1 protein-coding gene is annotated in these 419 nt (G+C 61.1%); it reads right to left on the reverse strand.

Going from position 1 to position 419, the window contains the following annotated elements:
* The coding region (locus RVY79_RS17590) for a hypothetical protein (protein ID WP_317465782.1) at positions 1-242 on the reverse strand (242 nt) is incomplete at its 3' end.
* Positions 243-419: the final 177 nt, after the last annotated feature.

A 419-nucleotide genomic window follows, 5' to 3' on the forward strand; every position in this document is an offset into this window, starting at 1 on the left:
CTTTCTGCTGCAAATTCCAGAGTGCGATTCGCCTTGCTGCCAAGGAAGAGTACGCAGGCCAGCGCGAGCACGGTCTGGTAGAGCACTGCGCGCCTCGCGCTGTCTGAGCGTGTGGCATTCGCGCAGTCCGCAGACGCAAACATCAGCGCATAGAACGGCAGGATGAAGAGCGCGAACCGCTCGCACAGAAGCCCGGTATTGGCTGCGTAGGACGGCACGCAGAGCCAGACCGCCACGGTCAACGCAAACGGCGCCAGCGAGGCAGGTTCACGCCGAATTCGCAACCCCATCAGCCAAGGGGCAACCATCATAAGCATGCCGGCTGGCATGAAAACCAAGGCATTCGCCGAGAATCCCCATGGTGCGGAAAAGAACAGGAACCAACGCGCCCCCCATAACCACCGCACACCAATCGGCAG

Origin of the sequence: Chromohalobacter sp. HP20-39, from assembly GCF_033052815.1 — a bacterium.
GTDB lineage: Bacteria > Pseudomonadota > Gammaproteobacteria > Pseudomonadales > Halomonadaceae > Chromohalobacter.